General features: G+C 72.7%; 28 protein-coding genes and 1 rRNA gene (1 of these 29 cut by a window edge). 13 read left to right on the top strand and 16 right to left on the bottom strand.

Translation table 11 applies throughout. The features are described from left to right. Window positions 1-63: 63 nt before the first annotated feature. Entirely contained in the window at window positions 64-1,239 is a 1,176-nt protein-coding gene (locus tag MNOD_RS31575; protein WP_015933019.1) for a glycosyltransferase family 61 protein, read from the bottom strand. Between the two features lie 121 nt (window positions 1,240-1,360). Here MNOD_RS31575 and MNOD_RS48390 point away from each other — a divergent pair, with 121 nt between their 5' ends. After that, entirely contained in the window at window positions 1,361-1,531 is a 171-nt protein-coding gene (locus MNOD_RS48390) for a hypothetical protein (protein ID WP_015933020.1), read from the top strand. Between the two features lie 82 nt (window positions 1,532-1,613). Beyond that, complete coding sequence (locus MNOD_RS31580) at window positions 1,614-2,111, top strand: peptide deformylase (RefSeq protein ID WP_015933021.1); 498 nt, start codon at window positions 1,614-1,616, stop codon at window positions 2,109-2,111. 142 nt (window positions 2,112-2,253) lie between these two features. On the opposite strand, the gene MNOD_RS31585 is transcribed toward MNOD_RS31580, so the two are convergent. From MNOD_RS31585 to MNOD_RS31600, 4 genes are all read right to left on the bottom strand, one after another. Continuing rightward, the gene (locus MNOD_RS31585) at window positions 2,254-3,138 is read right to left on the bottom strand and encodes a dihydrodipicolinate synthase family protein (RefSeq protein ID WP_015933022.1); all 885 of its coding nucleotides are present in this window, start codon (window positions 3,136-3,138) and stop codon (window positions 2,254-2,256) included. 3 nt (window positions 3,139-3,141) lie between these two features. Further along, a complete protein-coding gene (locus MNOD_RS31590; RefSeq protein ID WP_015933023.1) occupies window positions 3,142-3,714 on the bottom strand; it encodes a LysE family transporter in 573 nt (190 codons plus the stop codon). Window positions 3,715-4,266: 552 nt separating this feature from the next. After that, on the bottom strand, window positions 4,267-5,127 hold the full coding sequence (locus tag MNOD_RS31595) for a class I SAM-dependent methyltransferase (RefSeq protein WP_015933024.1): 861 nt from the start codon (window positions 5,125-5,127) through the stop codon (window positions 4,267-4,269). Beyond that, window positions 5,124-5,594, bottom strand: a complete 471-nt coding sequence (locus tag MNOD_RS31600) for a hypothetical protein (RefSeq protein ID WP_015933025.1) — start codon at window positions 5,592-5,594, stop codon at window positions 5,124-5,126. The genes MNOD_RS31595 and MNOD_RS31600 overlap by 4 nt, the downstream gene beginning before the upstream one ends. Window positions 5,595-5,953: 359 nt before the next feature. Here MNOD_RS31600 and MNOD_RS31605 point away from each other — a divergent pair, with 359 nt between their 5' ends. Both MNOD_RS31605 and MNOD_RS31610 read left to right on the top strand, forming a co-directional pair. Then, window positions 5,954-6,661: a cell wall hydrolase gene (locus MNOD_RS31605; RefSeq protein ID WP_015933026.1), complete on the top strand. Its 708-nt coding sequence runs from the start codon at window positions 5,954-5,956 to the stop codon at window positions 6,659-6,661. Between the two features lie 468 nt (window positions 6,662-7,129). Continuing rightward, window positions 7,130-7,501 (top strand): hypothetical protein, encoded by a 372-nt coding sequence (locus MNOD_RS31610; RefSeq protein WP_015933027.1) that lies wholly within the window; start codon window positions 7,130-7,132, stop codon window positions 7,499-7,501. 89 nt (window positions 7,502-7,590) lie between these two features. On the opposite strand, the gene MNOD_RS31615 is transcribed toward MNOD_RS31610, so the two are convergent. From MNOD_RS31615 to MNOD_RS31625, 3 genes are all read right to left on the bottom strand, one after another. After that, complete coding sequence (locus tag MNOD_RS31615; protein WP_043752619.1) at window positions 7,591-8,328, bottom strand: outer membrane protein; 738 nt, start codon at window positions 8,326-8,328, stop codon at window positions 7,591-7,593. A gap of 213 nt (window positions 8,329-8,541) precedes the next feature. Beyond that, complete coding sequence (locus MNOD_RS31620; RefSeq protein ID WP_015933029.1) at window positions 8,542-8,745, bottom strand: hypothetical protein; 204 nt, start codon at window positions 8,743-8,745, stop codon at window positions 8,542-8,544. Window positions 8,746-8,762: 17 nt separating this feature from the next. Further along, window positions 8,763-8,909 carry a hypothetical protein gene (locus tag MNOD_RS31625; RefSeq protein WP_157091605.1) on the bottom strand — a complete coding sequence of 49 codons (147 nt, stop codon included), beginning with the start codon at window positions 8,907-8,909 and terminating at the stop codon, window positions 8,763-8,765. A 134-nt stretch (window positions 8,910-9,043) separates the two neighbouring features. Between MNOD_RS31625 and MNOD_RS31630 the strand changes: the two genes are divergently transcribed. Together MNOD_RS31630 and MNOD_RS31635 are read left to right on the top strand one after the other, a co-directional pair. Continuing rightward, a complete protein-coding gene (locus MNOD_RS31630) occupies window positions 9,044-9,886 on the top strand; it encodes a DUF6502 family protein (protein WP_015933031.1) in 843 nt (280 codons plus the stop codon). A gap of 11 nt (window positions 9,887-9,897) precedes the next feature. Next, on the top strand, window positions 9,898-11,169 hold the full coding sequence (locus MNOD_RS31635) for a DUF5666 domain-containing protein (RefSeq protein ID WP_015933032.1): 1,272 nt from the start codon (window positions 9,898-9,900) through the stop codon (window positions 11,167-11,169). Between the two features lie 10 nt (window positions 11,170-11,179). On the opposite strand, the gene mtnA is transcribed toward MNOD_RS31635, so the two are convergent. The 5 genes from mtnA to serB form a co-directional block, all read right to left on the bottom strand. Continuing rightward, complete coding sequence (gene mtnA / locus MNOD_RS31640; protein ID WP_015933033.1) at window positions 11,180-12,274, bottom strand: S-methyl-5-thioribose-1-phosphate isomerase; 1,095 nt, start codon at window positions 12,272-12,274, stop codon at window positions 11,180-11,182. An 83-nt stretch (window positions 12,275-12,357) separates the two neighbouring features. After that, window positions 12,358-12,870, bottom strand: coding sequence for a tyrosine phosphatase family protein (locus tag MNOD_RS31645; RefSeq protein WP_015933034.1), 513 nt, complete (start codon window positions 12,868-12,870; stop codon window positions 12,358-12,360). 6 nt (window positions 12,871-12,876) lie between these two features. Further along, window positions 12,877-13,500: an HD domain-containing protein gene (locus MNOD_RS31650; protein ID WP_015933035.1), complete on the bottom strand. Its 624-nt coding sequence runs from the start codon at window positions 13,498-13,500 to the stop codon at window positions 12,877-12,879. After that, complete coding sequence (locus MNOD_RS31655) at window positions 13,497-14,165, bottom strand: DNA-3-methyladenine glycosylase I (RefSeq protein WP_015933036.1); 669 nt, start codon at window positions 14,163-14,165, stop codon at window positions 13,497-13,499. Before MNOD_RS31655 ends, MNOD_RS31650 begins: the two co-directional genes overlap by 4 nt. Then, entirely contained in the window at window positions 14,166-15,062 is an 897-nt protein-coding gene (gene serB / locus MNOD_RS31660; protein ID WP_015933037.1) for a phosphoserine phosphatase SerB, read from the bottom strand. It abuts the gene before it with no gap. Here serB and miaA point away from each other — a divergent pair. Then, window positions 15,061-16,002, top strand: coding sequence for a tRNA (adenosine(37)-N6)-dimethylallyltransferase MiaA (gene miaA / locus MNOD_RS31665; protein ID WP_050783443.1), 942 nt, complete (start codon window positions 15,061-15,063; stop codon window positions 16,000-16,002). The genes serB and miaA overlap by 2 nt on opposite strands. A gap of 186 nt (window positions 16,003-16,188) precedes the next feature. Here the strand turns inward: miaA and MNOD_RS31670 are convergent, their stop codons facing one another. Together MNOD_RS31670 and MNOD_RS31675 are read right to left on the bottom strand one after the other, a co-directional pair. Continuing rightward, complete coding sequence (locus tag MNOD_RS31670; RefSeq protein WP_015933039.1) at window positions 16,189-17,055, bottom strand: NAD(P)-dependent oxidoreductase; 867 nt, start codon at window positions 17,053-17,055, stop codon at window positions 16,189-16,191. Window positions 17,056-17,085: 30 nt separating this feature from the next. Next, entirely contained in the window at window positions 17,086-17,856 is a 771-nt protein-coding gene (locus MNOD_RS31675; protein ID WP_015933040.1) for a transporter substrate-binding domain-containing protein, read from the bottom strand. A gap of 228 nt (window positions 17,857-18,084) precedes the next feature. Between MNOD_RS31675 and MNOD_RS31680 the strand changes: the two genes are divergently transcribed. Further along, window positions 18,085-19,791: a methyl-accepting chemotaxis domain-containing protein gene (locus MNOD_RS31680; RefSeq protein WP_015933041.1), complete on the top strand. Its 1,707-nt coding sequence runs from the start codon at window positions 18,085-18,087 to the stop codon at window positions 19,789-19,791. A 46-nt stretch (window positions 19,792-19,837) separates the two neighbouring features. On the opposite strand, the gene moaA is transcribed toward MNOD_RS31680, so the two are convergent. Next, on the bottom strand, window positions 19,838-20,878 hold the full coding sequence (gene moaA, locus MNOD_RS31685; protein ID WP_015933042.1) for a GTP 3',8-cyclase MoaA: 1,041 nt from the start codon (window positions 20,876-20,878) through the stop codon (window positions 19,838-19,840). Window positions 20,879-21,015: 137 nt separating this feature from the next. Here moaA and MNOD_RS31690 point away from each other — a divergent pair, with 137 nt between their 5' ends. The 5 genes from MNOD_RS31690 to MNOD_RS31710 all read left to right on the top strand — a co-directional run. Further along, entirely contained in the window at window positions 21,016-21,390 is a 375-nt protein-coding gene (locus MNOD_RS31690) for a gamma-butyrobetaine hydroxylase family protein (protein ID WP_015933043.1), read from the top strand. Window positions 21,391-21,557: 167 nt separating this feature from the next. Then, window positions 21,558-21,830: a hypothetical protein gene (locus tag MNOD_RS31695; RefSeq protein WP_015933044.1), complete on the top strand. Its 273-nt coding sequence runs from the start codon at window positions 21,558-21,560 to the stop codon at window positions 21,828-21,830. A 151-nt stretch (window positions 21,831-21,981) separates the two neighbouring features. After that, window positions 21,982-22,176, top strand: a complete 195-nt coding sequence (locus tag MNOD_RS31700; RefSeq protein WP_015933045.1) for a hypothetical protein — start codon at window positions 21,982-21,984, stop codon at window positions 22,174-22,176. A 428-nt stretch (window positions 22,177-22,604) separates the two neighbouring features. After that, a complete protein-coding gene (locus tag MNOD_RS31705) occupies window positions 22,605-23,039 on the top strand; it encodes a GAF domain-containing protein (RefSeq protein ID WP_015933046.1) in 435 nt (144 codons plus the stop codon). 397 nt (window positions 23,040-23,436) lie between these two features. Further along, window positions 23,437-23,589: ribosomal RNA gene (locus tag MNOD_RS31710) — 16S ribosomal RNA — on the top strand; it runs 1,331 nt beyond the window's last position.

Here is a 23,589-nt window from a genome sequence, read left to right on the forward strand (position 1 = left end):
GCCGCCGACGCATCCGGGCGGCCGATACCACCGGTCATGGTCAAGGCGCGTCGGGGCGAGACGTCAGGACCCGCGCGCCCTGCGGCGGTCCGGGACGAGGCGCCTCCACCACGCCGCGACACCGATGGAGCGCGGCGCGCGCGGGAGCGGCGGGATCGCGGGCGACAGATGCCAGTTCAGCGGCTCGAAGGCGTAGTCGTACTGTTCCAGATCGCCGTCGTAATCCAGCCTGCGCAGGATCGCCTCCGCCACCTGCTCCGGATCGCGCAGCGTGAAATCCAGGTTGAACGACGACTGGAAGGCCTCGAAGCTGGTGCCGACGGGATAGTAGTAGTGGGCCTGGTGCTGCCTGAGGGCATCCGTCAGCGCGTAGGTCGCGCTGAATTCGGGCGTCGGACAGAGGACGATGATCCGCCGGCCGGGCGGCGCGAAGACCGCCGTGTGCAGGGCCGAGCCGAGCGAGCCGATGATCGTGCGCCGGGAGGCGAACAGGCGCACCTGCGCGGCGAAGTCCAGTTCCTCCGGATAGACGATGTCGACGCCGCCGCGGGCGAGCCGGTCCACCACCTGCTCCTCGTTGAGGAACCGCCGGACCCCGCTCTTCAGCCGCGTCTTGGCGAGATAGACGGGACGCGCCTCGCTGCCGACGCAGCCGGGCTCGTAGGTCCCTTGCGCGATGCGGTCGCACAGGCGCCCGTAGACGGAGTGGACGAATTGCTGCTCCTGGAGGCTGCTGGCCGGGACGACGAGCTCGCGGATGCGGACGGGCTCCTCGAAGGTGTGGATGTCATGGACGGTCAGGCCGAGCCTGCGCAGGATCTCGACCTGGGCCTTGAAGGCCTCCCAATCCTCGCGGGTCCCCGGACCGTGACACAGGATGGGCGGGCACGGCTCCCGGTCGCTCGCCAGGGGCCAGAAGCGCGGCAGCGTGTTGACGAGGAAATGCCCATAGTGAAGGGCGAAGTTCCCGAAATAGATGTAGCGGTCGAACGGTGCGGTCCTGGCCGCCTCCGCCACGTCGGAGGGCCACGCCGCCCCCTGGTAGCAGGGAACTGCCGGATCCTCGCGGGTATCGAAGGAGCCCGGGATATGGCGGCGGTGCCGGTCGAACACGCCCCAGGACGCGTCCAGGCCCGGCCGGTAGGGGATGTAGGTCACGTCGCGCGCGATGCCGATGAGGGGATCGGCATCCCGGACGACGACGTGGCCGGTGGGTGTCGTGAGGCGTTGCAGCGACATGGACCGGGTCGCACGGGGCAGCGCGGACCTCGCGCCGGAGGGCTGCCCGCTTCATCGCTTTTCCCTTAGAGGTGGGCCGGTCGGCGCGTCAACGTGAGCGCCCCCGCCCCGGAGAGCCGCCATGACCGCCGTCGTCTCCATCGTCTCGCTCCTCCTCGTGATGTTCCTGGTCAGCCGAGGCGTGCCGGGCCGCACCATGCTGGTGATCCTCGCGGTGACGCTCGCGATCGTGCTGCTGATCGTCGGGGCCGAGCGGTCCGGGATGTGGCCGGGCGAACTGCGCACGCGCTGAGCCTTCGACGTGTCATCCGTCCGTCTGGAGAACCGGATCCGCCCTCTCCTGGACCTCCTCTCGCCGTGACGATCCTGCCCCTGTGACGATCCTGTCCCTCTTGCGCTACCCCGACCCGCGCCTGCGCCAGCCGGCTCCGCCCGCCGCCCTGCCCGATCCGGGCGTGAGCGCCGTTGCGGCGGACCTCGCTGAGACGCTCGCCGCGCATGGCGCGATCGGCCTCACGGCGCCGCATGCCGGCCTCCCCGTTCGCGTCACGGTGATCCGGCTCGGCCCCGACGCGCCGCTCGCCACCTACGTCAACCCGGAGGTGGTCTGGGCCTCCTCCGAAACGGCGCGCCACCGGGAGGGCAGCGTGGCGATGCCGGGCGTCGACGAGGAGGTGGAGCGGCCGGCCCGTGTGCGGGTGCGCTTCCAGGATCTCGACGGCACCCCGCGGCAGATCGCGGCCGAGGGCTTCCTCGCCGCCTGCCTGCAGCACGAGATCGATCAGCTCGACGGCGTGTTCTGGACCGAGCGTCTGTCGCGCCTGAAGCGCGAGCGGCTGCTCAAGCGGTTCGGGAAGGTGCAGCGCGGGTAATACCAACGGTCGTTGAAAAGGACCGTTGGTTCCGCTCTCGGATTTTCGCCAAGCCTCGTCACAAAGCCTTTGGCTTGGTGTCGACAAGTCGAGATGGCTCAACGGCCCGCTGCGTCAGCAGCCCGGGCCGTTGGTATGAGACTCACGTGAGGGCGCCCGCGGCGTCGAGGATGTGGCGCAGCTCGGCGCGGGCCTCGGGGTCGAGCGCCGCCTGGGGCGGAACGGGATCGCCGACCGGGAATCCCTGCAGGTCGAGCCCGGCCTTGACGCAGGCGGCGAGGTTGTAGCGGGCGAAGGCCTGGTTCACCGCCCAGAGATCGCGCTGCAGGGCCATTGCGCCCGCCCAGTCGCCGGCCCGCGCCCGCTCGTAGAGCGCGACGCTCTGGCGCGGCACGAGGCAGGCGGGCCCCGCCATCCAGCCGACGCCGCCGATCAGCATCACGCAGGCCGGGATGTGCGAGGAGGCGGCGAAGACCTGCATTCGCCCCTCGGTCTCGGTGAGGATCGAGAGGAGGCGCCCGGTATTGGTCGACGCGTCCTTGATGTAGCGGATGTTCGGCACCCGGGAGAGCCGGCGGATCAGCGGCAGCGACAGGTCGGCGCGCTGGAAATGCGGGTTGGTGTAGAGCACGACCGGCCCGTCGACGGCCGCCGCGACGGCCGTGAAATAGGCCTCGATCCCTTCGTCGGGAATCGGGAAATAGGCTTCGAGCGTGGCCATGATGCCGTCCGCCCCGCACGCCATCGCGGCGCGGGCGAGGGCGAGGGCCTCGGCGGTGGTGGTGGCGGCGACCCCCGCGATCACCGGCACGCGCCCGGCCGCCGCCTCCACCACGGTCTCGACCACGGCGAGCTTCTGGGCGGGGGTGAGATAGGCGAATTCACCGGTCGAGCCGAGCGGCGTCAGGCCGTGGACGCCTGCCGCGATCAGGTGCTCGACGAGGCGCGCCAGCACCTCGCGCATCACCCGCCCCTCCGCGTCGATCGGCGAGACGAGGTAGGGAAAGACGCCGTGGAGCGCGCGCATCGGTCAGGCCCTGTCGAGCATCAGCCGGGTGCCGAAGCCCATGAAGGCGAGGCCCGCGGCCCGGTCGATCCAGCGTCGCAGGCGCAGGTATCCGTCGGCCACGCGCCGCAGGGTGAGAACGTGGACCACGACGGCGAACCAGCCGAAGGCGATCCCGACCATCAGCGCGACCGCCGCGATGCCGAGCGCCACCGGCGGCTCGGGCGGCAGCGTCGCGGCGAACAGGCTCGACACGAAGAGCGGCGCCTTCGGGTTGGCGAGGTTGGTGAGGAGGCCGAGGCCGAAGGCGCGCCCGCGCGGAGCGGCCGGCGGAGCCTCGTCCTGCGCGGCGCTCCGGCCCAGGCTGCCCGCCAGGAGGCGGAGCCCGAGCACCACCAGATAGGCGCCGCCGCCGAGCTTGAGCGCGAGGTAGAGCCAGGGCGCGGCGGTGAAGAGGGCGTGGATGCCGAAGAAGCCGGCGCTTCCCCAGGCCCCGACGCCCAGCGCGACGCCGAGCGAGGCGCTCAGCGCCGCCGCCCGCCCGCGCGTCACCGACAGGCGGCTGATCAGCAGGAAGTCGGGACCGGGCGCGATCATGGCGGCGAGCTAGAGGCCCGCGATGGCGCCGAGGACGAGGGCGGAATCGGTCAGTGCGGCCACGTCGGCATTCCCCGAAGGCGGGATCGTCCGCAACCCTGGGCGATGGGCGGGACCAAGTCCAGGCTCAGCCGCCGAGATGCCGGTTGCGGGCGGCGTAGCCCGCGCGTGGCGGCCTCACGCGGTCCGTCCGACGCGGGAAGGCCCGCCGGGCGACCGACGGGCCTTGAGCAGGGGCCACGTTCCAGGGTTTCGGTGTCGTGAAGGATCGGCGCGGTTCGGATGCCGTCTCGGCCACGCGCCGGACTGGACCGCCCTGGAGCCACTATCCCTGTCGGATCTGGCCCGGCGGCGTGTCCTCGCCCCCATCGGCGGTGCGGGTCGCCTGAGGTTGACGGCCGTGAGCGTACATGCGCTGACCTCCTCATGTCGACGTGGGTGGAAGGGCATGCTGCCCCCGTTCGGGGGCCCGGGTCAAGCGGTCCGTGAGCCGGCTTCGCGCACCGGCGGCCTTGATCCGCCCGCTGCGTCAGCATCTTTAGGCCGTAGCGATCAGAGATCGGGGTTGGTCGGTTCCGTGCGCCGCGCCACCACCGTGTAGCAGAGGCGCCGCTGCCCCAGCATGGGCTGATGGTGGAACGTCACGACGGATTCCCCGAAGCCGAGCATCCGGAGGAACTCGCGGACGGTCTCGGGTCCCAGGATCCACCAGGGCTGGATCTGGTCCCGGCGCGCGGCCCGGGGCGCCAGCAACATCGGCAGGCCGAGCCGGGCCGGAACGTATCTCAGGAAGCCGTAGCGCTTCGGCAGCACCTCCGTGACGACGGCCGTCTCGCGGGTGAGGCGCAGCGCGCCGCGCAGGCCCCGGAGCGGGTCGCGCAGATGCGACAGGACGATGCCCAGGAAGGCGATGTCGACGGGGCCGATGCCCTCCGGGATGGCGTCGGCCGTGCCGAGCGCGAGGCGCGTGCGCGATCCCAGCGCCTCGTGGCTGAACCAGAAGGCGCTCCTGATCTGCTGGAGGTGGTGGTCGAGGAGCCGGCCCATGAATTCCCGCTCGGAGCCGGCATAGAGCGGGATGTCCCAGTCCCGGCCCTGCGCGAGGTCGAAGGCGATGACCTCCGCGCCCATCGCCTCGAGGGCGAAGCTGACGAAGCCGCTGGCGCAGCCGACGTCGAGGACGGTCTTCCCGGCCACCTCCACGTGGCCGGTATAGTCCCGCAGGCCGGGCCTGAGGTCCCACTGGCCCTGGATCGTGCCGTGCCCGGGAAGGTCGATGGTGTGGGTGAAGAAGCACTCCTCCAAACCCGTCACCGGCCGCGGGACGGCGAAGAGATCCGGCCTCGCGCCCGGGGCGTCGCGCGCGCTGGCGGAAAGGTCCGCCGCGCCGGGGCGGCCGTGAGGCCCGTTCACCGGGCCACGCCCTGCCGGCGCGGGCCGAGGGCGGCCCAGACCCGCTGCAGCCGCTGACGGAACGGGCGCGTCCCGCTGCGCATCAGGTCGCGCCCGCACCGGACCGCCGCCTCGGGGCTGAACTGGAAGGCGATCTCGGTGTTCTCCGCGACCGTGAGGGCGAGGGCCGGACGCTCGGGCGCGAGCTTGCCCGCCGTCCAGCGCAGGACCGGAAAGAAGCAGTTCTCGACCCGGGTCCCCGGCGCGACCGGATGATCCCGGTCCGTCGCAACCGACGCGGTGGCGATCAGCGCGAGGCCGAGATCCGTCGCCTCGGCCGCGCTCAGGCGGACCGGGTAGTCGCGCGGGCCGAACCGCACCACGAGGTCGATGGCGTCCGGGCCTGCCGCCGTCACGGAGAAGCCGATGCCGGGGCGGGCGGGGACGCCCCGCTCCGGTTCGACCGCCGTCACACCTTCCGAGTCCATGCCGCGGGACCTCCCTCGAGGCCGGAACCTCCGTCGCCCGAGCCATACCGCCCCGCTCGCCGCCGCCGCAAGCCGGGGCGCCGGCATCCCCGGCCGCCCGCACCGGGAGCTGCGCCGGGACTTGCCCATTGCTTGTGTCGATCACGGCTGCACGGCACCGGATTTGTGCCGCTGCACAATGATCTGCCGCAGCGCAAGAGAAGTCCTGTGCTCGGGCCGGCGCGAATCAACTCTGGTCCTGTCAAGGCAAAAGAAGGGCTACTCGGCCGGATCTTGCCCAGCCTCTGCCACATTTGCCATCGAGCTTGGCCGAAAGCGTGACCGCAAGCTCCGGGGGTTGAATGCCGCGATCGCGATCGATGTCTCTGGCCGCCGGCTTGGCGGTCCTGGTCTCCGCGCCGCATCTGGGGGGCTGCGGGGTTCTGCATTCCGGCCTCGACCCGGTGGCGAGCACCGGCTCGCTGCCGAACGGGAAACGGCTCGCCGCCGTCACGCTGGCCGACCGCGAGTGCCTGGCCCGGGCTATGTACTTCGAGTCCAACCGGTCGAGCGAGGAGGGCCTGCTCGCCGTCGGCACCGTGGTGATCAACCGGCTCGAAGCGCCCGCCTATCCCGACTCGATCTGCGGCGTCGTCGGGCAGCACCGGCAGTTCGCGGCGGGCGTGCTGCACAAGCCAATGCGCGAGAAGGAGCGCGAGAAGGCCGAGCAGGTCGCCGACGCGATCCTCTCCGGCCAGCGCCACGAGGGCGTCGGCAACGCGAAGTTCTTCCACACCGCGGGCCTGCGCTTCCCCTACTCGAACATGCACTACGTGGCGCTCGCGGGCGGCAACGCCTTCTACGAGAAGCGCTCGCGCCACGAGCGCGAGGCGCTGCCGGCTCCCGCGCAGATGGCGCTGGCCCCCGTGCAGGCGCTGCCGGCCCCTGTGCATGTGGCGCGGGGCCGCGCGCCGGTCCCGGTCACCCGCGTCGCCCGCACGACCGGGCAGACGCCCCTCGCCGAGCTCGGGCCGGCCCGCAACATCTGCCGCGTCGCCGCCGCCGGCGCTGCCCGCACGCCGGGCTGACCATCTGCGCTCGGCACTGGCAGGAATCCGGCAGACGCTGCCGCGAGCGCCCGGTGGATGTTCAGGCCCCCCGCGCGGCCGAGTTCCGCTACCCGCCGGTTGTTCGTCGTGCCTCCGGCCGAAGCCCTCCCGGGTCGCCACCTCCGCGGGCCCTGGCGTCGCATGCACGAGGCTCCTTCCCGTGAATCCCGATGAGAATCGGCGCGGCGGAGCGGACCGTCCGGACGCCGGAGCGTCTCGCCAATTGGTCCAAGTGCAGCCGGCCGGGAGTGCGCTCGCCGGCGGCCAGGCTTCCTCCCGGCGGGAGGGGAGTGCGGGCCGCGCGCCCGTCACCCCCGTGCGGAGCCGGCTATTCCGGTGCGCCGCCGCTCGCTTGACGCCTCGGCTGCTGCGGCGCACCATCACGCCCTCGCGATCGGTTCTGACGGGTCCTGCAGCGCAGAGCCGCCCGAGGGGAAGCCATCCGTCATGTTGTTCCAGCCCCCCGTGTTCGAGACCATCTTCCGCATCCCGGCCGCGCACAGGCTGATGATCATGGGCTCCCGCAGCCGCGGCGGCCCGGCGGACGGCGTCTGCTGGTTCCACACCGAGCACGATGCGGCCGGCCAGCCGATCGCGCGCTACGAGACCTACGACGAGACGGACGTGACGGGGCAGGACCGCTGCGGCTGGCGCAAGTACGATGCGCGCGGGCGCCTCGTGGCGTGCCACGAGGTCGCCATGCGCTGGTCGCAGCTGGTGCGGATGGCCTCGCGCCGGGAGGCCGAAATCGCCCTGCAGGGGCCTGCGCCGTCCCGGACCGCGCCGACGCGGCGCGGGCCGCGGCATCTGGCGGCCTGAGTCGCTCCAAGCCGCGCATCGCGAAGGCGGGGCCGGGCCGGAGGCGGGCGCATCTCCGGCCCGTCTCGGCGCTCTGAGGCTGGGGGATCTCAGAACGTCGAGAACCGGTAGTTCAGGCCGGCCCGGACGAGGCCGAAGGCGGAGCTGTCCGGGGCGACGCCGTAATAGGCGCCCGCGGTGGCGTCGTAGATCGTGTCGCGGTGCCCACGGTCGAGATTGACGTACAGGCCCTCGAGCCGGGCGCTGAGCCGGTCGGTGATGGCGTATTCGACGCCGCCGCCCGCGGCCCAGCCGGTGCGGGTCGTGCCGGGCAGGGGGCCGGTATAGGACGCGGCGAAGGACGGCAGGCTGCCGCCCCCATAGGCGAAGCCGCCCGTGCCGTAGACCAGGATCCGGTCCACCGCGTAGCCGATCCGGCCCCTCACCGTGCCGAACCAGTCGAGGCTCGGGCCGACGTCGTAGAAGGGCGCGGAGCCGACGAGCCCGGTGCGGCTGCGTCCGAAGGTGGTGCCCTGGATGTCGGCTTCCGCGCCGACCACGAAGCCCGATCCGGGCGTGAACTGGTAATTGTAACCGACCTGACCACCACCGACGAAGCCGTCGCGGCCGCCGCCCGTCGAGATCGTGCCGTAGGTCGGATCGGTGAAGCTGTCGCTGCCCGAGCCGAACCCGTAGCCCGCGTTCACGCCGGCGTAGAAGCCGGTCCAGGTGAAGACCGGCGGGACCGGCAGCGGGGGCGGGGCCGCGTGCCGGGGCAGGTCGGCGGCCAGCGCCGCCGGGCCGAGGCAGGCGCAGCCGAGCGCTCCGAGGCGGAGGATCGATCGCATCATGGATTCATGCCGTGGTTGAGGAGGGGACGCGGCCTCCCGCCGCCCCATCCGGGCGGGAGAGAGCCGCGGGCCTGCCCGGGAGGCAGGGGTGGCCGTGCGGCCTCGGCCCGGCGGGCCGTGACGGGCTCGCCGGGTTTCACGGATCGTCGCCGGATCCGCGATCTCGGGGGTTCTCGCGGGGCGTTTTCGCGGGGCTTGGGACCGCCGCCGCTACAGCGTCCGCAGGATCAGCATCGTCTGGATCGCCACCAGCAGGACAGCGCCGCCGATGAGCAGGCACAGCCCGATCATCACCACTCTCTCGCCGCCGTCGCCCGGATCCGCGGCGGGGTCGGACGGCCAGCGGCCGGACAGTTCCGGCGGCGGGAACGACACGACGCTGTCCGCCGGGAGGTTGCGGAGGGGGCCGGCCATCGCGCGCCTCGTCGCGTTCAGCGGGCCGACAGGGCGGGACGGACCAGATCCGCCACCGAGGCGGCGGCCACCGGCATCGCCAGCGCGAGAGCGACCACGAGGCCGCGGCCGACCATGGCGAGCGACGGGACCGGGGAGAACGGCCGGGGAAGGGATCGAGCCATGATGGCCTCCTTCGTGGGAAACTTGACCACGGCGGCCTTGTATGTGGGCAAATTTCCCACGTCAACCGGGATTCCGGCGTGGGCAGCCGATTTGTGGGATTGTGTCCCACGCGTGGTCGGCTAGAACCGAGCCGATGGCCGCGCCCTCTCCCCACGTCCCGCCGGATGCAAGCCGTCTGCAGGCACCCGTCGCGCGCCTGCTGCGCCCGCTGGTGCGGCTGTTCGTGCGCTGCGGAATCACCTTTCCGGCGCTGACCGACCTCCTGCGCGAGCTCTACGTCAATGTCGCCGAGTACGACTTCGCGCTGCCGGGCAAGGAGCAGACGGACAGCCGGGTGAGCCTGCTCACGGGCATCCACCGCAAGGAGGTGCGCCGGCTGCGCGGGGCGGGGGCGCCGGTGAGCGCCGTGCCGGTGGCGGTGTCGCGCACGAGCCGCATCATCGCCCGCTGGCTCGCGGCGCCCGAATTCACGGACGAGCAGGGCCGCCCCCGACCGCTGCCGCGCGCCTCCGAGACGGAGCCCTCCTTCGAGAGCCTCGTCGCCTCCGTCACCCGCGATCTTCGCCCGCGCGCCGTGCTCGACGAGTGGCTCGACCGCGGGATCGCCTTCGTGGACGAGGCGGAACGGATCGTGCTGTCGGAGGCCGCCTTCGTGCCGCGGGGCGGCGGCGAGCAGCAGCTCTACTATTTCGGCCGCAATCTGCACGACCATGTGGCGGCGGCAGTGACGAACATCCTCGAGGAGAGGCCGCGCTTCCTGGAGCGCGCGGTGCATTACGATGGTCTCTCGCCCGACCTCGCCCGCCGCCTGGAGGCGCGGGCGCGCGAGATCGCCATGGAGGCGCTGCAGCAGGCGAACCGTGAGGCACATGCCGCCTGCGAGACCGATCCGGGCGGCGCGGCGCGCTGGAACTTCGGCCTCTACGTCTATGTCGAGGAGGCGCCGGCCCCGCCCCGCGCGAATCCGACGCCGTGAGGGCCCCCGCCGTGTCTCTGAGCCGCCGCGCCCTGCTGCGCCTGCTCTCCGGCGCGAGCGCGCTCGCCTTCGCCCGCCCGGCGGGCGCGGCCGGGGACAAGATCCTCGACCAGGGCATCGGCGGCACCGGCATCCGGCCCGGGCCCGACGAGGAGGGCGACCGCGGCATCGGCGGCACGGGCGTCGTCGGCACGATCCGGGCCTTCGGCAGCATCGTGGTCAACGGCCTGCGCATCGCCTATCCGCCGGACGTTGCCGTGGCCATCGACGGCCGGCCCGCCGGCGTCGTGGAGCTGAAGCTCGGTCATGTCGTGCAGGTCGTGGCGCGTGCGGACGAATCCGGCCTGTCCACCGCGCGCATCGACGTCCTCCACGAGGTGGTCGGGCCGGTGACGGCGGTCGGGCGCGACCGCCTCACGGTGCTGGGCCAGACCGTCGCCACGCGGGGCGCCGCGGAGCCGCGCCGCTGGCGCCTCGGCGAGCGGGTGGCGGTGAGCGGCCTGCGCCGGCCGGACGGCGTCATCGCGGCGAGCCGGATCGATCCGGCGGGCGACCGTCCCGCCCTCGTCGCCGGGCCGGTGCGGCGGGCCCCCGGCGGCACGCCGCGCATCGGCACCCTGCCGCTGCCGGGCCTGGATCCCGCGCTCGTCGGGCGCCGGGCCGTGGTCGAGGGCGAGGTGGCCGGGCGGCGTCTCGCCATCGCGGAGAGCCGTGAGGCCGGCCGGCCCTTCGGGCCCGAGGTGGGCCGCGTCTCGATCGAAGCCTTCGTGGCCCGCGACGGCGGGCGCCTGCGCCTCGGCTCGGGCCTTGAGGTGGCGGGCAGCGCTGCCGCGCTGCCGCGCTCCGGCGGCCTCGCCGTGATCGATGCCGCGGTCGGCCGGGAAGGCCGCCTGACCGTCGAGTCCCTGCGCCTGCGCCGGGATCCGGCGGAGAGTGGCCGGAGCGGGCCGGGCGCCGCCGACCCCGTCGGGCGGGGCGGCGTCGACGCGCCGGGCGGGCGCGGGCCGGGTGGCCGCGGTGTCGAGGGGCCGGCCCAGCCGGGCAGTCCCGGCGGCCTCGGCCGGGGCGGCGTCCCGCTCGATCGCCGGATGCCCGGGGATGCGGGCGGCTTCGCGCCGCATGGCGGCCCAGGCAGGCCCGGGGGGCTCGCCCCGCCGGGCGGCTTCACGGCGCCGGGTGGGGCGGGACCCGGCGGCTTCGCTCCGCCCGGTGGCTTCGGCGCACCCGGGGGCCCGGGCGGCTTCGGGCCGCCCGGCGGCGGAGGCTTCGGCGGGCGCCGCTGAGGGCCGGGCCTCAGGCCGCTTTCCGGCGCTCCGGGTAGAGCCGCAGCAGGCCCTCTTCGGTGGCCTCGGCGACGCCGCGTTCCGTGATGAGGCCGGTCACGAGGCGCGCGGGCGTCACGTCGAAGGCGGGATTCGCCACCGGGCTTCCGGGCGAGACCACCTGGATCGTGGCGAAGCCCCCGTCCTCCGTGCGGCCGGTGAGGTGGGTCACCTCGCGGCCGTCCCGCTCCTCGATCGGAATTCCGGCGACGCCGTCGGTCAGGGTCCAGTCGATCGTGGAGACGGGCAGCGCGGCGTAGAAGGGCACGCCGTTGTCGAAGGCCGCGAGCGCCTTCAGGTAGGTGCCGATCTTGTTGCAGACGTCGCCCGTCGACGTGGTGCGGTCGGACCCGACGATGCAGAGGTCCACGCCCCCGTGCTGCATCAGGTGCCCGCCCGCATTGTCGGCGACGACCGTGTGCGGCACGCCGTGGGCGTTGAGCTCGAAGGCGGTGAGTGCCGCGCCCTGGTTGCGGGGCCGCGTCTCGTCCACGAAGACATGGACGGGCACCCCCGCATCATGCGCCACGTAGATCGGCGCCAGCGCCGTCCCCCAGTCGACCGTGGCGAGCCAGCCCGCATTGCAGTGGGTGAGCACATTCACCCGCCGGCCCTTGGCGGCGGTCTGCGCGATGAGGCGTGCGCCGTGCTCGCCGATGGCACGGCAGTTCGCCACGTCCTCCTCGGCGATCCGGCCGGCTTCCGCGAAGGCTTGGGGGGCCCGTGTGTCCGGCGGGAGCGGCCGCAGGATTCCGCTCAGCCGCTCCAGCGCCCAGCGCAGGTTGACGGCAGTGGGCCGCGTCGCGGCGAGCATGGCGGCGATGCGCTCCAGCCCCGCATCGGAGGGGTCCCGGCGCAGGCCGAGCGCGAGCCCGTAGGCCGCCGTGACGCCGATGAGGGGCGCTCCGCGCACCACCATGGTGCGGATGGCCTCGGCGGCCTCCTCGGCGGTGGTGAGGCGGCGGATCTCGAAGGCGAAGGGGAGCCGGGTCTGGTCGATCACGCAGACGGCGTCGCCGCCCGGCTCGGGAAAGATGGTGCGATAGGGGCGGCCGTCGATCTTCATGCGCCCATCTTAGAGGATGTCCAGGAGAAGTGGACACCTTTCCCCGGCCCCTTTCTCCGTCCCGGACATCCGACGCATCGCGGTCAGTCGATGGCGAGGCTGAAGGGGGTGCCCTCGTAGGCGTCGGCGCCGCGCCCGATCGCCGCGATGGCGGCGATCATGCGGCCGTCCCGGCCCAGGATCTCGTCCGCGACCGCGACGAGGCGCGCATTGGGCGTGGCGGAAGGGGAGGCGGCGCGGAGCGCTTGCGCCAGCTCCGCCTCGTCGCGCTCGGGCCTGAGCGCGCAGACCGCGATATAGGCCGCCGCCGTCGAGCGGCTGATGCCGGCATAGCAGTGCAGCACCAGGGGCTGCGCCCGCCCCCAGGCGCGCACGAAGGCGATCAGCTGCTCCACATGGGTGCGTTCCGGCAGGACATGATCGACCATCGGCGCGGTGATGTCGCTGACGCCGATGAACAGGTGGTTGTCCGGCGCGATCGATGCCGGCCGCACCACGGGCGTGCCGACATTGATGAGCGTGACCACGTGGCTCGCGCCGCAGGCCGCGACGGTCTCGGGTAGGTGCGACAGGGAGCAGACGTAGAGCTTCGGCATGATCGGTCAGCTCCCGGAGAGGGCCGGCACAGGGTGGCGCTCGGCGACGAGCGCCTGGAAGCGGTCGAGGAAGCGCGCCTGCGCCTGCCCGGTCGGCCAGGGGTCGAGAAGGGCGTCGACCGGCACCCGCACGGGTTCCGGCCGGCCGAAGACCTTGAGCGCCTCCTCGCGCGAGAAGCCCGCGAGCCGCGTGGCTTCGAGGAAGGCCGCGAGCTTGTCGGCGCGCTTGATCAGGCGCTGCATCGCCGGGGCGGGCTCCGGGGGGAGACCGAAGCGCAGGCGGATCGCCGCGAGCAGCCGCTGCTCCACCACCTTGTAGGAATGGCCGATCGCCGCCTTGAAGGGGGAGATGATGTCGCCGATCACGTATTCGGGTGCGTCGTGCAGCAGGAGGTCGAGGCGTTCGGCCGGCCCCGCCTGCGGCAGGAGGCCGACGCCCAGGGCCTCGACGAGGAGTGCGTGCTGGGCGACCGAGAAGACGTGCGGCCCGGCCGTCTGGCCGTTCCAGCGCGCCACGCGGGCGAGCCCATGGGCGATGTCCTCGATCTCCACGTCGACCGGCGAGGGATCGAGGAGGTCGAGGCGGCGGCCCGACAGCATCCGCTGCCAAGCCCGGGGAGCGGCCGTCATGCGGGGCCCCCGGGGGCCCTGTCGGGTCCCGGGCCTCCGGCCGGGATCCCGAGGCCGCCGGGGCCCGGCAGGGCGGCGCAGGTTTCGTGGCGGCAGCAGCCGACCAGATGGTCGTTGACCATGCCGACCGCCTGCATGAAGGCATGCACGATGGTGGGGCCGCAGAAGCCGAAGCCTTCGGCCTTGAGCGCCTTCGACATCCGGCGCGAGACGGCGGTCTCGGTCGCGATCCCGCGGCGGTCGCGCGCCGTGCCCTGGACGGGCCGCCCGTCCACGAAATCCCACAGGAAGGCCGAGAAGCCGGGGCCGCGCTCCTGGATAGTGAGATAGGCCCGGGCGCTGCGGATGGTGCCGGTGATCTTGGCGCGGTTGCGGATGATGCCGGCATCCCGCATCAGCGCCTCGACCTCTCGATCGCCGAAGCGGGCGATGGCCTGCGGATCGAAGCCCGCGAAGGCCCGCCGGAAGGCGTCGCGGCGGCGCAGGATGGTGATCCAGGACAGCCCGGCCTGGAACCCGTCGAGGATCAGCTTCTCGAAGAGCGCCCGGTCGTCGTGCTCCGGCACGCCCCATTCCGTGTCGTGATAGGCAACGTAGAGCGGGTCGGTGCCCGGCCACCAGCAGCGGGCCCGCCCGTCCGGGTGGGTGATCAGTCCGTCCGTCATTCAGTCCACGAACTCGGCGGCGGAGAAGCCCTGCAGGTAGAGGAGGGCGGTGAGGTCCCCGTGCTCCACCCGGGCATGGGCGGCCTCCGCCACCGCGGGCTTCGCCCGGAAGGCGACGCCGAGGCCGGCCTCCCCCAGCATGGCGAGGTCGTTGGCGCCGTCGCCCACCGCCAGCGTCTCCGCCGCCGACAGGCCGAGCCGGCTGCGCAGCTCGACCAGGGCCGCGCGCTTGGCGTCGCGCCCGACCACCGGTTCCTCGACGGTGCCGACGAGGCGCCCCTCCGTGATGACGAGGCGGTTCGCCCGGTGCTCATCGAAGCCGAGCCGTGCGGCGACCGGGCCGGTGAACAGGGTGAACCCGCCGGAGACCAGGACCGTGTAGGCCCCGTGCGCCCGCATGGTCCGCACCAGGGTGCGCCCCCCGGGCGTGGGGGTGATGCGCGCCGCGATCACCTCGGCGATGGCCTCGACGGCCAGGCCCCTCAGGAGCGCCACGCGCTCGCGCAGGGCCGGCTCGAAGGCGATCTCGCCGCGCATGGCCCGTTCGGTGATCGTCGCCACGTGCTCCTTCAGCCCGACCCGGTCGGCGAGTTCGTCGATGCATTCCTGGCCGATCATGGTGGAATCCATGTCGGCGAGGAACAGGCGCTTGCGCCGGTGCGCGTCGGCCGGCAGCACCGCCACGTCGATCGGCTCGCCCCGCAACGCCGTGCGCAGCCGCGCGGCAAGGGCGGGGCCCGATGCCGGGGTGCCCGGAACCAGCACCTCGGCGGCGACCTCGCCGTGCAGGATGCGCGGCTGGTGCTCGGTCGCCAGCACGCGCCGCGTCTCGGCGAGCACCGCATCGGTGATGGCGGGGCGCGCGGGGTTTGCTATCAGGATGGCCACGAGGGTCATGACGGAACTCGGAAAGGCGGACGAAGGCATGGCCGGGCGGGCGATCCTCATCGCAGGGCCGACCGCCTCGGGCAAGTCGGCGCTCGCCCTCGGGCTGGCGCAGGCCCGCGGCGGCGTGGTGATCAACGCCGATTCGATGCAGGTCTACGGCGACCTGCGCGTCCTCACGGCCCGGCCGAGCCCCGAGGAGGAGGAGGCCGCGCCCCACCGCCTCTACGGCCATGTCGACGGCGCGGTGAACTACTCGGTCGGGCACTACCTCGCCGATGCCGGGAGGGTGCTGCGGGACGCTTGGGCGGCGGAGCGCCTGCCGATCGTCGTCGGCGGCACCGGGCTCTACTTCAAGGCGCTGCTGGAGGGGCTCTCCGCGATCCCGCCCGTTCCCGAGGCGGTGCGCGCGGCGGTGCGGGCGCAAGCCGAGGGGCGCGAGACGGCCTCGCTCCACGCGGATCTCGCCCGCCTCGACCCGGAGGGGGCGGCCCGCATCGCGCCGGGCGACCGGCTGCGGGTGCTGCGGGCGCTCGAGATCCGGGCCGCGACCGGGCGCCCGCTCTCGGCCTTCCAGGGCAGCCGGCAGCCCGGGCCGCTCGCCGGCGTCGCCTGCGAGAAGCTCTTCCTGGCGCCCGACCGCGCAGGCTTGCGTGCCCGCATCGACGCGCGCTTCCTCTCCATGATGGAGGCGGGCGCTCTCGACGAGGTGCGGCGCCTGCGGGCCCGGCACCTCGACCCGATGCTCCCGGTGATGCGCGCCCACGGGGTGCCGGGCCTGATCGCCCATCTCAATGGGGCGCTCACGCGGGAGGAGGCCGTGGCCCGCGGGCAGGCCGACACGCGGCGCTACGCCAAGCGGCAGGTGACGTGGTTCCGCCACCAGGTCGGGGAGGATTGGCGCTGGCTCACGCCGGAGGAGGCGGCCCGGGAGTTCCTGCCGGGCCACTGACGGAAAGTCCGGATCTCCTCTTTCCCGGACGACTGGAGCGTCAGCGGAAGGAGATCCGGGAAAGGGATGGGGGCCGTACCCTGCCCGGTCTTACTTCTGCGTCATCAGTGCATCGACGGGGCTGCGATCGAGGCTTGGCGACAATCCGAGACCGGAACCAACGGACATTGGAAACGCCCGCTGGCATCACCTCTCCAGGCGGGCGATCAGGCTCGACGTGTCCCAGCGCCCGCCGCCCAGGCCCTGCACCTCCGCGTAGAACTGGTCGACCAGGGCCGTCACTGGCAGGAGCGCCCCGTTGCGGCGGGCCTCGGCGAGCACGATGGCGAGGTCCTTGCGCATCCAGTCCACCGCGAAGCCGAAGTCGAACCGGTTCTGGTTCATGGTGCGGCCCCGGTTCTCCATCTGCCAGGAGCCCGCCGCGCCCTTGGCGATCACGTCGAGCACCGCCTCCATGTCGAGCCCGGCCCGCTTGCCGAAATGGATCCCCTCGGCGAGGCCCTGCACCAGCCCGGCGATGCAGATCTGGTTGACCATCTTGGTGAGCTGGCCGGCGCCGGCCGGGCCCATCAGCCGGCAGGAGCGGGCATAGGCCATGATCACGGGCTCGACCGCCGCGTAGGTCGCCGGGTCCCCGCCGCACATCACCGTGAGCATGCCGTTCTCGGCTCCGGCCTGACCCCCGGAGACCGGCGCGTCGATGAAGCCGAAGCCGCCGGCGGCGGCAGCCGCGGCAAGCTCGCGCGCCGCGTCCGCCGAGGCCGTGGTGTGATCGACGAAGATCGAGCCCGGCCGCATCGCCGCGAAGGCGCCCTGCGCCCCGGTCGTGATCTCGCGCAGGTCGTCGTCGTTGCCCACGCAGGCGAAGACGATCTCCTGGCCGGCGGCGGCCTCGGCCGGGGTCGCGGCCGCGCGGCCCCCATGGGCCGCCACCCAGTCCTCTGCCTTCGCGGCGGTGCGGTTGTAGACCGTGACCGCATGGCCCTTGGCGGCGAGGTGGCGCGCCATCGGGCTGCCCATCACGCCGAGACCGAGAAACGCAACCGTCGCCATGGCAAGATGCCTCCCTGGAATGTGCCCGGGCTACTTCGTGTCGAACGGCAGGTACTTCGCCCGGATGCGGTCATAGGTGCCGTCCGCGATCACGGCGGCGATCGCCCGGTCGAAGGCCTCGCGCAGGGCATCGTCGCCCTTGCGCAGGCCGATCCCGACGCCCTCGCCGAGAAGAGGATCGCCCGGCGGCACGTCGCCGACGAGCCGGCAGCAGGCCGCACCGTCGGGGAGCGCCAGGATCTCCGTGAGCTCGCGCTTGTCGCCGAGCACGAGGTCGAGCCGGCCCAGGCGCAGGTCGTAGCCGGCATCCTTCACCGAATCGAAGCTGCGGATGTCTGCCTCCGGCGCCCGTGCCTCCAGATAGGCGAGCTGTGGCGAATGGGCGGCGGCGCCGACGGCCCGGCCCTTCAGCGCGGCTGGGTCGAGGGGGCCCGTCTGGTCGTCCCGGCGCGCCATGTAGGAGGAGGGGATGCGGTAGTAGGACCGCGAGAAGGAGATGCGGGAGCGGCGTTTCGGCGTGATCGCGAGCGAGGCCATGATGGCGTCGTACTCGGCCCCTTCGAGTCCCCGGATGATCCCGTCCCACTGGTGGAGGACGATCCGGCAGGTGAGCCCCGCGGCCTTGCAGAGCGCCTCGGCGAGATCGACCTCGAACCCGGCGGGCTTGCCGTCCTCGACGTAGTTGAAGGGCGGATTCCCGCCTTCGGTCGCGATTCGCACCGGATCCGGCAGCGGTGCGGCCTGCACGGGCGAGGCGGCGAGGCTGACGAGGACGAGGAGGCGCGAGAGGAGGCGGCTCATCCGGAAGGGTCCTGCGGAAGCCGGTCCCTTGCCACGCTTGGCCACCCCGGCGCAACCGCGCAGGCCGCGCCGCAGGGCGCCGAATCGGGCCGGTTCTGGCAGTTCCTCCGCTCCTGAATGGAAACTGACCTGCGTGGAAGCCGCTACGCTCCTCATGCCAGAAGGCCCGGCCCTCGCCGCCCGCCAGGGTTAAGCGGCCTTTAAGCGGAAAACCCTCCTCATGGCGGCATGCGCCTGACCCGCCGCTCCCGCGCTCCGCAGGATTCCTTCGAGGCCGTCGACGTGCTGCCGCCCGAGCCGCCGCGGCTCCGTCCCGTCGCGCCCGCACGGCGCTCCGGCCTCGATGCGGTCGATGCCGTCGAGGCGGAGATCGGCCGCGCGGTCCGGGGCATCGCCGGATCGGCGGCCATCCTCGGCGCCGAGGCGGCGGCGGCGCGGGCCGGCCTCGCGGCCGTCGGCGCCCATCTGGGGGCGGATCCCTCGGGGATCGCGGAGGACGGCCGGCGGATCGCCGAGGCGGCCGACGCGCTGGCGGACGACGCGACCGGGATCGGCGCCGTGCTGGAGCAGGCTGGCCGCCACCTCGACCATGCGGGCGAGAGCCATGCGCAGGCGCGCTGCGCGGCCGGCGCCCTGGCGGACATCGCCGACGAGATCGCCCGCGCGGTCGATCGGGTCGCCGTCCTCGCCCGGGAGGCGAACCTGCTCGCGCTTCATGCCACGATCGAGGCGGCCCGCCTCGGCGGAGCCGGTGAGGGCTGCGCCCGGATGGCCCGGGACGCGGCGCGGCTCTCGGCCGAGGGCGCCCGCGCGGGCGAGGCGATCCGCCAGCTCGGCCGGCGAATCGAGTCCGGGTCGCAGGCCGCCACGGAGGCGACCCAGGCGGCCGCGGTCGCGATTGCGGGTCTGCGCCCCGTGCTCGCGACGCTGCAGGCGGCGAGCGAGGGCCAGGCCGGGCGGGCCGGCATGATCGCTGGAACGGCCCGAAGCCTCGCGGTGGATGCCGCCTGCATCGATGAGGGCGCCCGGGCGGCAATTGCCGCCGCGGACGGGGCCGCGCGCCATGCCGCCGCGGCCGAGGCGGCGGCCGGGGATCTCGCCCGGATCGGCCCCCGGATCGTCGCGGCGATGCGGCAGGCCGAGATCGGCGACCGGCGCCTCCACGACCGCTACCCGGTCGATCTGCCGGCGTGGGTGGGGTCGCGCGGCCTCGGCCGCGTCCTCGATCTCGGGGCGGGCGGCCTGCTGCTGGCGCCCCCTGCGGGGCATGCGGCCGCCCTCGGCGCGTCCCTCGCCCTTGAGGTGCGCGGCATCGGCCGGCTCGGCGTCACCGTGGTGGGGATCAGCCCCCGGGGGCTGCACTGCGCCTTCGCGCAGGCCGAGGATGCCGCGTGCTGTGCGCCGGCGCTCGCCCGGATCGAGGAGGCCCACCGCCCCCTCGTCGCAGCCGCCCAGGAGGCCGCCGCGCAGGTCGCCCGGGCGCTCGAAGGCGCGCTTGCCGCCGGGCGCCTTACCCGCGACGCCCTGTTCGGGACCGCCTACGCGCCGGAGCCCGGCAGCGATCCGCCGCGCTTCCTTAGCCCCGCCGGGCCGGTGCTGGAGGAGATCCTGCCGCCCCTGCTGGAGCCGCTGCTCCTCGCCGACGAGCGCCTCGTCTTCTGCATCGCCGTCGACCGCAACGGCTACGCGCCGGTGCACAACCGCCGCTTCGCGCAAGCCCCCCGCCCGGACGATCCCGCCTGGACCGCCCGCCATTCCCGCCACCGGCGCTTTCACGACGATGCCGTGGGGCTCGCCGCCGCCCGCTCGATGCGCGCCTTCCTCGTGCAGCTGGTTCCGGACGAGGGACGCGGCACACCGCTGCGGGAGGTCTCCGCGCCCATCCGCGTGCACGGCCGGCACTGGGGCGGGATGCGGATGGCCTACCGGATCTAGAGTCGCGGCCGAACGGGCGGCCTGCCGCTCCTGTGGAGGCGGGGCGTCAGCCCCCCGTCGTGCTCATGTGCCGGGGCACGGCCGGGCGGGCGGCGCGCGCGATGACGAAATCGTGGCCCTTGGGCTTGCGGGTGATCGCCTCGGCGATCGCCGCGGCCACCACCGCGTCGTCGGGGGAGGCGCGCAAGGGCGCGCGCAGGTCCGCCACATCCTCCTGGCCGAGGCACATGAAGAGCTGACCGGTGCAGGTGAGGCGCACCCGGTTGCAGCTCTCGCAGAAATTATGAGTGAGCGGCGTGATGAAGCCGAGCCTCCCGCCGGTCTCCTCCACCCGCACGTAGCGGGCCGGGCCGCCGGTGCGGTCCGGCAGCGGCGTCAGCGTGAAGCGCTCCGCGAGGCGTTCGCGCACCACCGACAGGGGCAGGAACTGATCGACCCGGTCGGGCTCGATCTCCCCGAGCGGCATGACCTCGATCAGGGTCATGTCCATGCCCTCGCCATGCGCCCAGGCGAGCATCGGGACGATCTCGTCCTCGTTCACGCCCTTGAGCGCCACGGCGTTGAGCTTGACCTTGAGGCCCGCTGCCCGCGCCGCCGTGATGCCGTCGAGCACCACGGAGAGGTCGCCCCGGCGGGTGATCGCCCGGAACTTCTGCGGGTCGAGGGTGTCCAGCGAGACATTGATGCGGCGCACGCCCAGATCCGCGAGCTCGGCCGCGTGCTGCTTCAGCTGCGTGCCGTTCGTGGTGAGCGTCAGTTCGTCGAGGGCGCCGGAGGCGAGGTGGCGCGAGAGCCCGCGGAACAGGTGCATGATGTCCCGCCGCACCAGCGGTTCGCCGCCGGTGATGCGCAGCTTGCGCACCCCATGCGCGACGAAGACCGAGCAGACCCGGTCCAGCTCCTCCAGGGTGAGCAGGTCGCGCTTGGGGAGGAAGGTCATGTCCTCCGCCATGCAGTAGACGCAGCGCAGGTCGCAGCGATCCGTCACCGAGACGCGCAGATAGGTGATCGCCCGCTGGAACGGGTCGATGAGGGGCGCCGGCCGCACGGGCGCGGGGCGCGTCGTCTCGTCGGGGGGACCCCACATGGCGGATTCGGTTCCTCACGCGGCGTCGGGCTGCGCGGCGTCTGGCGGCCGCGTCGAACCCTGCCTATTGCATGCATATGAGCATATGAGGACTTGGACCACGGCGGGCAAGCCGTGGGGCGCCCGGGAGAGCCGTCATGAGTGACGCAGACTGGCCGACGGAGATCCGACTGTCGCGGGACAAGCGGGTGCTGCACGTGACCTTCGCGAGCGGCGCGAGCTTCGCGCTCCCGGCCGAGTACCTGCGGGTCGAGAGTCCCTCGGCCGAGGTGCAGGGCCACGCCCCCTCCGAGCGCAAGTGGCTCGGCGGCAAGCGCGAGGTCCAGATTCTGTCGGTCACGCCGGTCGGCAACTACGCCGTCAAACTGGCCTTCGACGACATGCACGACACCGGGATCTATTCCTGGACCTATCTGCGCGAGCTGGGGCTCGAGCAGGAGGAGCGATTCGCCCGCTACCTGGACGAGATCGCCAAGCGCGGCCTCAGCCGCGATCGGGTCCGGCCGGCCTGACCGGCCTGTCCGCCCCGGGTTTCGGTCCGCTGCGGCGAGCAAAAAAACCGGTGCGTGACAGCCTCTTGGCCTGAGCTTCGGGGCGGGGGTGGCTCTTTGTTCAGCATCTGTTAATCTTCTGGCGATCCGATGGCCCGCGTCCCAGGGGCCTTCGACAGGAGTTGCCGATGTTCAGCATTGGACCCTTCCACCGGTCGTCCGGCCAGCCTGCGGGGATCTACACCTCGCTGCTTCCGCTTGAGCCGGAGCCTCTGGAGACCCCCACGGGCGGCGCCCCGTCCGCTCCGGCGCCGACCTTCCGCCGGCACGCCCTCGCCACCGTGCTGCTCATCGTGATGACGCTCGCGGTCCAGTCGGCCGTGGGGTGGTGGACGCTGCCCGGTGCGCCGCACGACCTGTCGCCTTCGGCCCTTGCGCCGACGGAACGCGCGCCGTCCTGAAGGTTGTCGCGAGACTCTCCGACATTCTGCCGCATCGGTGTCGAGAACCGGGCGACAATCCAGCCTGCCCCTTGCGCAGAGGCCACAATTCGTTAACGTCCCGTTCAGCGGGGAACGCTCGCGAAACTCAGCGCAAAGGGGGAGGCCTCACATGGCTTCAGACGCTGTCACCACGCACGATGCTATTCGGGTGAAGCCCACCCAGGACGGGACCTACACGGTGTACCGGGGCACCAGCGTGCTGGTGAGCGGCCTCACCCGCGCCCAGGCCGAGCTTTACGAGGCCTCGATCATCCAGCAGGCGCGCAGGGCGCAGGACTCCGCTTCCGGCCGTTCCATCCACTGAAGTCTCGATCGCCTCCGGCGCGGCCGAGTGGGGTTGCGGGGCCGGAACGGCGATGCAGAGCCACACGAGGACCGACTCGATCGGCGCGATCCTGGGCCGACCCGTCCTCCTTATCATCCCCCGACATGACGAACGACACCAGGGGCCGCTGAGCGAGAGACCCGTCCGGGCTGGCGCCCAGGCGTGCCCCGGGGCCGGCGTTGCCGCGACGCCGATCCGGCGCCCGGCGATCGTATCCGCGAGGTCGAGCGCGCGAGAATTCGCCCGAATCGGGGCTGCCCGTCCTCGATCGAGCAGTCAGACGTGGATTCTCCCTCCCCCTCGACGGGTATAAATCGATCCTTTGCAAACAAAATCAAATGTTAACGTCTGACGCCGAACACTGACCCGAAGGCCGCTTTCGGTCGCGGCACAGTGGACAATGAGGCATGGTCGATCTCATCGCTTGCACAGACCTCGCCGGATCCGGCGAGGAAGATCGACTGCGTGAACTCGCGGCCTACCGGATCGCGGACACCGCGCCGGAGCCGCAGATCGACTGCATCGCGGCCGTTGCGGCTGCTCTTTTCGGGACGCCCTGGGCCGCCGTGACGCTGATCGGCGAGGCTACCCACTGGATCAAGGCACGGTTCGGCCTCGACCTCGCGGAGATGCCCCGGTCGATCTCCTTCTGCAATCACACCATCCGGAGCGACGAGGTTCTGGTGGTGCCCGACGCCGCGGCCGATCCGCGCTTTCGCGACGATCCGCTGGTGCGGGGCGATCTCGGCCTGCGCTTCTATGCCGGGGCCTTCGCGGCACGGCTCGCCGCTGGGGTCGAGGCCCGGGACGACAGCGGATTGCTGCGGGCCGCCTGGGGGTGAGGGCGCGCGGGTGGCGAGACGGAGCGGGGAGGGGGTGTCGCAACAGGTTCAGATTGGGAGTTGACGGCCGGGATGGGGGGCCGTATACGACCCCCCATCGGCGCCGGCCGCGAGAGATCAGCGGCCCGGCTGCTTCTGCTTCTTTCCGACAGCCTGTGAGGTCGGGTCCGGGTGGGTTGCCCGGGGCGGCCGGACTGTCGTTGAGGCGGGCTCTTTGACAAGTGCATCGGAGGAAGAGAAGCGTGGACGGCGTTGTCCTTGCGGGCTGGGGCTTGGGCCCTGGCCGGAGCAGGATGAGGCGCCGGTCCGACGTTTCTGGAAGCTCACCGATCCGGGGCAACCCGGGATCGAGTGTGCCCTGTCAATGTTGTGATCGAGCGTTTTGAGGTCAGCTCTTCAAGGTGAGAGTTTGATCCTGGCTCAGAGCGAACGCTGGCGGCAGGCTTAACACATGCAAGTCGAGCGGGCCCTGCGGGGTCAGCGGCAGACGGGTGAGTAACGCGTGGGAACGTGCCCTTCGGTTCGGAACAACCCTGGGAAACTAGGGCTA

The organism is Methylobacterium nodulans ORS 2060 (assembly GCF_000022085.1).
In the GTDB taxonomy this organism is placed as follows: domain Bacteria; phylum Pseudomonadota; class Alphaproteobacteria; order Rhizobiales; family Beijerinckiaceae; genus Methylobacterium; species Methylobacterium nodulans.

Coding starts and splice junctions, on each gene's coding strand:
- MNOD_RS31700 (WP_015933045.1), top strand. CDS start 21,982: ATGGCTTCAGACGCTGTCACCACGCACGATGCTATTCGGGTGAAGCCC.
- mtnA (WP_015933033.1), bottom strand. CDS start 12,274: ATGAAGATCGACGGCCGCCCCTATCGCACCATCTTTCCCGAGCCGGGC.
- MNOD_RS31645 (WP_015933034.1), bottom strand. CDS start 12,870: ATGCCGAAGCTCTACGTCTGCTCCCTGTCGCACCTACCCGAGACCGTC.
- MNOD_RS31590 (WP_015933023.1), bottom strand. CDS start 3,714: ATGATCGCGCCCGGTCCCGACTTCCTGCTGATCAGCCGCCTGTCGGTG.
- MNOD_RS31625 (WP_157091605.1), bottom strand. CDS start 8,909: ATGGCTCGATCCCTTCCCCGGCCGTTCTCCCCGGTCCCGTCGCTCGCC.
- MNOD_RS31620 (WP_015933029.1), bottom strand. CDS start 8,745: ATGGCCGGCCCCCTCCGCAACCTCCCGGCGGACAGCGTCGTGTCGTTC.
- MNOD_RS31695 (WP_015933044.1), top strand. CDS start 21,558: ATGTTCAGCATTGGACCCTTCCACCGGTCGTCCGGCCAGCCTGCGGGG.
- MNOD_RS31630 (WP_015933031.1), top strand. CDS start 9,044: ATGGCCGCGCCCTCTCCCCACGTCCCGCCGGATGCAAGCCGTCTGCAG.
- miaA (WP_050783443.1), top strand. CDS start 15,061: ATGACGGAACTCGGAAAGGCGGACGAAGGCATGGCCGGGCGGGCGATC.
- MNOD_RS31675 (WP_015933040.1), bottom strand. CDS start 17,856: ATGAGCCGCCTCCTCTCGCGCCTCCTCGTCCTCGTCAGCCTCGCCGCC.
- MNOD_RS31655 (WP_015933036.1), bottom strand. CDS start 14,165: ATGACGGACGGACTGATCACCCACCCGGACGGGCGGGCCCGCTGCTGG.
- MNOD_RS31585 (WP_015933022.1), bottom strand. CDS start 3,138: ATGCGCGCGCTCCACGGCGTCTTTCCCTACCTCGTCTCGCCGATCGAC.
- MNOD_RS31605 (WP_015933026.1), top strand. CDS start 5,954: ATGTCTCTGGCCGCCGGCTTGGCGGTCCTGGTCTCCGCGCCGCATCTG.
- MNOD_RS31610 (WP_015933027.1), top strand. CDS start 7,130: ATGTTGTTCCAGCCCCCCGTGTTCGAGACCATCTTCCGCATCCCGGCC.
- MNOD_RS31600 (WP_015933025.1), bottom strand. CDS start 5,594: ATGGACTCGGAAGGTGTGACGGCGGTCGAACCGGAGCGGGGCGTCCCC.
- serB (WP_015933037.1), bottom strand. CDS start 15,062: ATGACCCTCGTGGCCATCCTGATAGCAAACCCCGCGCGCCCCGCCATC.
- MNOD_RS31680 (WP_015933041.1), top strand. CDS start 18,085: ATGCGCCTGACCCGCCGCTCCCGCGCTCCGCAGGATTCCTTCGAGGCC.
- moaA (WP_015933042.1), bottom strand. CDS start 20,878: ATGTGGGGTCCCCCCGACGAGACGACGCGCCCCGCGCCCGTGCGGCCG.
- MNOD_RS31615 (WP_043752619.1), bottom strand. CDS start 8,328: ATGCGATCGATCCTCCGCCTCGGAGCGCTCGGCTGCGCCTGCCTCGGC.
- MNOD_RS48390 (WP_015933020.1), top strand. CDS start 1,361: ATGACCGCCGTCGTCTCCATCGTCTCGCTCCTCCTCGTGATGTTCCTG.
- MNOD_RS31670 (WP_015933039.1), bottom strand. CDS start 17,055: ATGGCGACGGTTGCGTTTCTCGGTCTCGGCGTGATGGGCAGCCCGATG.
- MNOD_RS31575 (WP_015933019.1), bottom strand. CDS start 1,239: ATGTCGCTGCAACGCCTCACGACACCCACCGGCCACGTCGTCGTCCGG.
- MNOD_RS31650 (WP_015933035.1), bottom strand. CDS start 13,500: ATGACGGCCGCTCCCCGGGCTTGGCAGCGGATGCTGTCGGGCCGCCGC.
- MNOD_RS31705 (WP_015933046.1), top strand. CDS start 22,605: ATGGTCGATCTCATCGCTTGCACAGACCTCGCCGGATCCGGCGAGGAA.
- MNOD_RS31690 (WP_015933043.1), top strand. CDS start 21,016: ATGAGTGACGCAGACTGGCCGACGGAGATCCGACTGTCGCGGGACAAG.